The following is a 6779-nucleotide window of genomic DNA, read 5'->3' as shown; positions in this document are numbered from 1 at the left end:
TATTTTGTTCTTTGTGAATTTCTAAAGTGTGTGTCTGGTTCTTAAAGATCAATAGCCTCTAAAATTCAGTCACATGGCATACATCATTCTATTTTCCGTTTTTTTTGTACCAGTCGGTGCATGTCGCTAGCAATATAAAGTCAGCTTTATAACTAATAGTGGATCTCATTTTTAAAGACACTACAAATCATCGGTGTTTACATCGTCTGCTTTGCGCGACACTGGTGAGGTCAGTTCAATGGAGCGACCCATGACCGCCAGCGCCGATAAGTTCACTCGCGAAACCTTGCTTGACGTTCAGCCGTTGACCCCTAACCTGTTTACCTTGCGGACCACAAGGGATGCGGGCTTTCGTTTCAGGGCAGGGCAGTTCGCCCGGTTAGGTGTTATCAAGCCCGATGGCAGTACGGTCTGGCGTGCTTATTCGATGGTTTCTGCACCCCATGACGAATTTCTCGAGTTCTTCTCCATTGTCGTACCGGGCGGGGAGTTCACCAGCGAGCTGAGTCGCCTGGAGGTCGGTGATACGTTGCTGGTCGACCGCCAAGCCTTTGGTTATCTGACCCTCGATCGATTTCTCGATGGACGTGATCTTTGGATGTTATCCACAGGTACCGGCATTGCCCCGTTTCTGTCCATCCTGCAGGACTTTGAGGTCTGGGAGAAATTCGAGCGCATCATCCTCGTCTACAGCGTTCGCGAAGCCCGGGAGCTGGCGTATCAGGCGCTGATCGCCGAGTTGGGGCAGCGCGACTATCTGGCCGAAAACGCTCACAAGTTGCAATTCATTGCCACCGTCACCCGCGAACAACACCCCGGCGCCCTGAGCGGGCGGATCACTACGCTGATCGAGAATGGAGAGCTGGAGAGGGCTGCTGGCGTGGCGCTGACACCTGAGCATTCCCGAGTCACGCTTTGCGGTAACCCGCAGATGATCGATGACACGCGCAAACTGCTCAAACAGCGTGACATGCACCTGAGCCTCAGCCGACGACCAGGCCAAGTCGCTGTGGAAAATTTTTGGTAAAAAAACGGCGCCTCACGGGCGCCGTTTCTGCTTGTAACCAGAGTTCAGGGCCGATTGTTCTGGGCCTTGAGCAAATCACGGATCTCACTCAACAACTCTTCTTCCTTGCTCGGAACCGGCGGCAGCGATGGGGCAGCGGCCTCTTCGCGCTTGAGTTGGTTGATCGCTTTGATCCCCATGAAAATCGCAAAAGCGACAATGACGAAGTCAATCAAGCTCTGGATGAATTTGCCGTAAGCCAACACTACGGCCGGGGTATTGCCTTCGGCTGCCTTGAGCGTAATGGCCAGATCACTGAAGTCCACCCCGCCGATCAGCAAGCCAATGGGAGGCATGACCACGTCGCCGACAAACGACGTGACGATCTTGCCGAACGCAGCGCCGATGATGATGCCGACTGCCATGTCGATCACGTTACCTTTGACCGCGAAGGCCTTGAACTCACTTATCACGCCCATAGGTTATTTCCCTGTTACAGATGAGGTTGGTGAACGCAGTGTAAATCAGCACGGCAGCTCTTGCTCGAAACACCTCATTACAATGCTCGTGGTTATCGACCTGTCTGTCGGCAATTAGTTTGAAACGGCCCGCAATCTCGGGGGCGGCACAGTCGCCCATGGCAGCTTCACCATGACCAAAGACGCGGCGACGAGGTGGAGCACGAACTCGTTCGTTTCAGAGCCGTTGTCCTTGGCAACCATTCACTGAAAGACCCGCACAGCCTTTGCTGCTTTGACACTCGATTCTACATCGCGTGCGGTAACTGAGTTGACCAGATATAAATTTTTCGGCCTGGTTCATTCGCTGGGAGTTAATAGCTGATGCGAATCAGTTGCCAAAGTTCAGGGGCAGGGTTCTATAAAATATTTAATTGCTTGTTTATACATATTGAAACCAGGCGATATTGACGATTGGAACTTGTACGATCGGCTTTTGAAAGCTTAAGACTTGTATAGGTTTGATGTCGATCCATTGGGCGCAACGAAGCCCTCTCTCGGATCGTCTGGGCGAAAAATTGGACAAGTGGCTTTTAATTATAATCCAACGGGTGTCTTCGATAAGTCGAGCAAGTTGTAATGGCACCTGTCTATCTTGTATTCGGTATGGAATCTATGGCAGATCGCTTATTTTAAGGCTCAGTATTTTTCTACGCCAATAATCAACTCTTTCGTCTGGGTGCATCGATACACTGCCGCTCAACGCTCCAAAAGTTACCGAGAGCAAAGGTAAACAGGATGCGTAATGAACATTGTTGAAATCCCTCATCGCTGCGCCGCGCTGATCGGCGTCAGCTAAGCTATCATCGCGTTTTTTGCCGGGAGTTCAGATGGCCAAGGCCAAACGCATGTACGGCTGCACCGAGTGTGGCTCAACCTTCCCCAAGTGGGCTGGCCAGTGCGGCGAGTGCGGGGCCTGGAACACGCTGACCGAGACCATGGTGGAAAGCGGTGGCGCCGCCGCCCCGAGCGGTCGCACCGGCTGGACCGGCCAACAGGCCCAGATCAAGACCCTGGCCGAAGTCAGCGTCGAAGAAATCCCGCGCTTTTCCACGGCCTCCAGCGAACTCGATCGGGTGCTCGGCGGTGGCTTGGTCGACGGTTCGGTGGTGCTGATCGGCGGCGACCCGGGCATCGGTAAATCGACCATCCTCCTGCAAACCTTGTGCAACCTCGCCAAGAGCATGCCCGCTCTGTACGTCACCGGTGAAGAGTCGCAGCAGCAAGTGGCCATGCGTGCCCGCCGGCTGGGTTTGCCGCAGGATCAACTGCGGGTGATGACCGAAACCTGCATCGAAACCATCATCGCCACGGCCCGGGTGGAAAAGCCCAAAGTCATGGTGATCGACTCGATCCAGACGATCTTCACCGAACAACTGCAATCGGCGCCGGGCGGCGTCTCCCAGGTTCGCGAGAGCGCGGCTTTGCTGGTGCGTTATGCCAAGCAGAGCGGCACTGCGATTTTCCTGGTGGGCCACGTGACTAAAGAAGGCGCACTGGCTGGTCCCCGCGTGCTGGAGCACATGGTCGATACCGTTCTGTATTTCGAAGGCGAATCCGATGGGCGTTTGCGTTTGTTGCGTGCGGTAAAAAACCGTTTCGGCGCGGTCAACGAATTGGGTGTGTTCGGCATGACCGACAAAGGCCTGAAAGAAGTCTCCAATCCATCGGCGATTTTTCTCACCCGCGCTCAGGAAGAAGTCCCGGGCAGTGTGGTCATGGCGACATGGGAAGGCACGCGGCCAATGCTGGTGGAAGTCCAGGCATTGGTGGACGACAGTCATTTGGCCAACCCGCGCCGGGTCACGTTGGGGCTGGATCAGAATCGCCTGGCGATGTTGCTGGCGGTCTTGCACCGTCACGGCGGCATTCCCACCCACGATCAGGACGTGTTTCTCAATGTGGTCGGCGGGGTGAAGGTCCTGGAAACCRCCTCTGACCTGGCGTTGATGGCGGCAGTGATGTCCAGTTTGCGCAACCGGCCATTGCCGCATGATCTGTTGGTGTTTGGCGAGGTCGGTCTTTCCGGTGAAGTACGCCCGGTGCCAAGCGGTCAGGAACGCCTGAAAGAAGCCGCCAAGCACGGCTTCAAGCGCGCCATCGTGCCCAAGGGCAATGCGCCGAAAGAGGCCCCGCCGGGATTGCAGATTATTGCGGTGACGCGTCTGGAGCAGGCCCTCGACGCGTTATTCGAGTAAACCACAATCCCTGTAGGAGCCGGGCTTGCCCGCGATAGCGATCTGTCATTCAACCAATGATGTTGAATGTGAAGCCGTCATCGCGGGCAAGCCCGGCTCCCACAATGGAATAGCGACGGCTTCAAACCTCGATCAGGGCGCCGAGTTCGCGTTCCAGTTCCTCTGGATCCCCCAGGTTGAGCTCGATCAACCGCCGTAGGCGCTCGATGGACTCCAGGCTGATGTGTTTGCACACGAAGCCGAGTTGGCCATGATCATCGTGGGCCAGTTGGACATCCATCTTGATGGCAACGTCATCGGTAAGGTGAATATCGACGAGGAAATGCCACTCCGGATTACCCAACCATGGCTCTGGCTTCTCGATCAGCAGGCCCTTGAGCGACAGGTCGATCAACTTCACCGGCCAGATGTACTCCCCCTGACTCAGCTCGGTCCTGRCATCGAACGCGATACGTTTGAAGCGACGGCGGTCCGCTGCGTGCTCACTCATGGCGCGATCCTCAAAAAGGTACGCTGACTATAGACCCGCATTATCAGGGCCTGCCAGCGCAGACGGGCGTCTAGATCAATGTCGGGGTATGGCCTTTGCCGTCAGGCGAGCTAAACTCGGGGTGGCTGTCTTTCTTGTCCACTCTGGCTGGAATCATAAAATGAAAAATAATAATAGCCTGCTAAGCCATTTACCCTGGCTGCTGCTGGCAATCGTCGGTGCGTGCGCCCTGGGTGTAGTGGCATTGCGCCGTGGTGAGGCGATCAACGCCTTGTGGATTGTGGTTGCCGCCGTCGCCATTTATCTGGTTGCGTATCGCTACTACAGTCTGTTCATCGCTAACAATGTCATGCAACTCGATCCGCGACGGGCCACTCCCGCCGTTCTTAACAATGACGGTCTGGACTACGTACCGACCAACAAACACATTCTTTTCGGTCACCACTTCGCGGCCATTGCCGGCGCAGGGCCTCTGGTCGGTCCGGTATTGGCGGCGCAGATGGGTTACCTGCCCGGTACGCTTTGGCTGATCGCCGGCGTGGTGCTGGCCGGTTCCGTTCAGGACTTCATGGTGTTGTTCATGTCGACCCGCCGCAATGGCCGGTCACTGGGCGACATGGTCCGTGAAGAAATGGGCCGCATTCCCGGCACCATCGCGCTGTTTGGCTGCTTCCTGATCATGGTCATCATCCTCGCGGTGCTGGCGCTGATCGTGGTCAAGGCCCTGGCCGAAAGTCCGTGGGGTATTTTCACGGTCATGGCGACCATCCCGATTGCGATGTTCATGGGCATCTACATGCGCTACATCCGCCCGGGCCGCATTGGTGAGATCTCCGTGGTCGGCGTGCTGTTGCTGCTGGGGTCGATCTGGCTCGGTGGGCAGATTGCAGCGGACCCGGTCTGGGCCAAGGCGTTCAGCTTCACCGGGATTGAAATTACCTGGATGTTGATCGGCTACGGTTTTGTTGCGGCAGTGTTGCCGGTGTGGCTGATTCTGGCCCCGCGTGACTACCTGTCGACCTTCCTGAAAATCGGCACCATCGTCGCCTTGGCGATCGGTATTCTGGTGACCATGCCCGAGCTGAAAATGCCGGCACTGACCCAGTTCGTCGATGGCACCGGGCCTGTGTGGAAGGGCGGTCTGTTCCCGTTCCTGTTCATTACCATCGCTTGTGGTGCGGTCTCGGGTTTCCACGCGCTGATCTCCTCCGGCACCACGCCGAAGTTGCTGGATAACGAAACGAATGCCCGTTACATCGGTTATGGCGGCATGCTGATGGAATCCTTTGTGGCCATCATGGCCATAGTTGCAGCCTCGGTGATCGAACCGGGTGTGTACTTTGCGATGAACAGCCCGCCAGCCGTGGTCGGCAGTGATGTGGTGGCGGTGGCGCAAGCGGTCAGCAACTGGGGCTTTGCCATTACCCCGGAAGCCCTGCAAGCGGTAGCCCATGACATTGGTGAAACCACCATCCTGGCCCGTGCCGGTGGTGCGCCGACCTTGGCAGTGGGTATTGCGCAGATCTTGCACAGTGTCCTGCCGGGTGAAAACACCATGGCGTTCTGGTACCACTTCGCGATCTTGTTCGAAGCGCTGTTCATCCTGACGGCAGTCGATGCCGGTACCCGTGCCGGTCGTTTCATGCTTCAGGATTTGCTCGGCTCCTTCGTGCCGGCGCTCAAACGTACCGAATCCTGGACCGCCAACCTGATCGCCACCGCCGGTTGCGTGGCCATGTGGGGATGGTTGCTATACCAAGGCGTGATTGACCCGTTGGGCGGCATCAACACTTTGTGGCCGCTGTTCGGCATCTCCAACCAGATGCTCGCCGGTATTGCGCTGATGCTCGGCACCGTCGTGCTGATCAAAATGAAACGCCAACGCTACATCTGGGTGACGTTGGTGCCCGCGGTTTGGCTGCTGATCTGCACCACCACCGCAGGCTTCATCAAGCTGTTCGACGCCAACCCGGCGATCGGCTTCCTGTCGCTGGCCAAGAAATACAGCGATGCGCTGGCCAATGGTCAGATCATCGCCCCTGCAAAGGACATCACGCAGATGCAGCACGTGATCTTCAACGCCTACACCAACGCAACGCTGACGGTGCTGTTCCTGTTCGTGGTGTTCAGTATCCTGTTCTTCGCACTCAAGGTCGGCATTGCCTCCTGGGGTAAAAAAGAGCGTACGGATAAAGAATCGCCATTCCAGGCCTTGCCAGACGCGTAATCGAGGATTGCAAACATGTTCAATGACCTGAGTCGCCTCGGTAAATACCTCGGTCAGGCTGCGCGCCTGATGGTCGGCATGCCCGACTACGACACCTACGTCGAGCATATGCAAACCAAACACCCGGACAAACCGGTGATGACCTACGAAATGTTCTTCCGCGAACGCCAGGAAGCTCGTTACGGAGGCAAGGGTGGGCCGAAGTGCTGTTGAAGCACGAGGCTTAGGTAACACACCACTGTAGGAGCACGGCTTGCCGGCGATAGCGATCTTGAAGACGCCATCGCTGGCAAGCCAGGCTCCTACAGTTTTTTCAGTGTATGGGAGACCTTCTTTTGCT

Annotated in this window: 6 protein-coding genes; 4 read left to right on the top strand and 2 right to left on the bottom strand. The window is 56.4% G+C overall.

All coding sequences use genetic code 11. From position 1 onward, the window contains the following. The first annotated feature begins 250 nt into the window (after window positions 1-250). Window positions 251-1027 carry a ferredoxin--NADP reductase gene (locus tag AC1DRJ_RS16650; protein ID WP_477803115.1) on the top strand — a complete coding sequence of 259 codons (777 nt, stop codon included), beginning with the start codon at window positions 251-253 and terminating at the stop codon, window positions 1025-1027. 44 nt (window positions 1028-1071) lie between these two features. Here AC1DRJ_RS16650 and mscL read toward each other — a convergent pair whose 3' ends face one another. Next, complete coding sequence (gene mscL, locus AC1DRJ_RS16645; RefSeq protein WP_477803114.1) at window positions 1072-1485, bottom strand: large-conductance mechanosensitive channel protein MscL; 414 nt, start codon at window positions 1483-1485, stop codon at window positions 1072-1074. Window positions 1486-2354: 869 nt separating this feature from the next. Between mscL and radA the strand changes: the two genes are divergently transcribed. Next, window positions 2355-3722 carry a DNA repair protein RadA gene (gene radA, locus AC1DRJ_RS16640; RefSeq protein ID WP_477803113.1) on the top strand — a complete coding sequence of 456 codons (1368 nt, stop codon included), beginning with the start codon at window positions 2355-2357 and terminating at the stop codon, window positions 3720-3722. 121 nt (window positions 3723-3843) lie between these two features. Here radA and AC1DRJ_RS16635 read toward each other — a convergent pair whose 3' ends face one another. Then, window positions 3844-4212 carry a PilZ domain-containing protein gene (locus tag AC1DRJ_RS16635; RefSeq protein WP_477803112.1) on the bottom strand — a complete coding sequence of 123 codons (369 nt, stop codon included), beginning with the start codon at window positions 4210-4212 and terminating at the stop codon, window positions 3844-3846. Window positions 4213-4372: 160 nt separating this feature from the next. On the opposite strand from AC1DRJ_RS16635, the gene AC1DRJ_RS16630 reads away from it, so the two are divergent. Beyond that, window positions 4373-6439 carry a carbon starvation CstA family protein gene (locus AC1DRJ_RS16630; RefSeq protein WP_477803111.1) on the top strand — a complete coding sequence of 689 codons (2067 nt, stop codon included), beginning with the start codon at window positions 4373-4375 and terminating at the stop codon, window positions 6437-6439. Window positions 6440-6454: 15 nt separating this feature from the next. Continuing rightward, entirely contained in the window at window positions 6455-6652 is a 198-nt protein-coding gene (locus AC1DRJ_RS16625; RefSeq protein WP_461999897.1) for a YbdD/YjiX family protein, read from the top strand. The last annotated feature ends 127 nt before the right edge of the window (window positions 6653-6779 follow it).

The sequence above is a fragment of the Pseudomonas sp. P5_B2 genome (assembly GCF_056400445.1).
Note: the sequence above shows the minus strand (reverse complement) of the source record. Positions and strands in the feature narration are given on the sequence as shown.

Coding starts and splice junctions, on each gene's coding strand:
- AC1DRJ_RS16650 (WP_477803115.1), top strand. CDS start 251: ATGACCGCCAGCGCCGATAAGTTCACTCGCGAAACCTTGCTTGACGTT.
- mscL (WP_477803114.1), bottom strand. CDS start 1,485: ATGGGCGTGATAAGTGAGTTCAAGGCCTTCGCGGTCAAAGGTAACGTG.
- AC1DRJ_RS16630 (WP_477803111.1), top strand. CDS start 4,373: ATGAAAAATAATAATAGCCTGCTAAGCCATTTACCCTGGCTGCTGCTG.
- AC1DRJ_RS16625 (WP_461999897.1), top strand. CDS start 6,455: ATGTTCAATGACCTGAGTCGCCTCGGTAAATACCTCGGTCAGGCTGCG.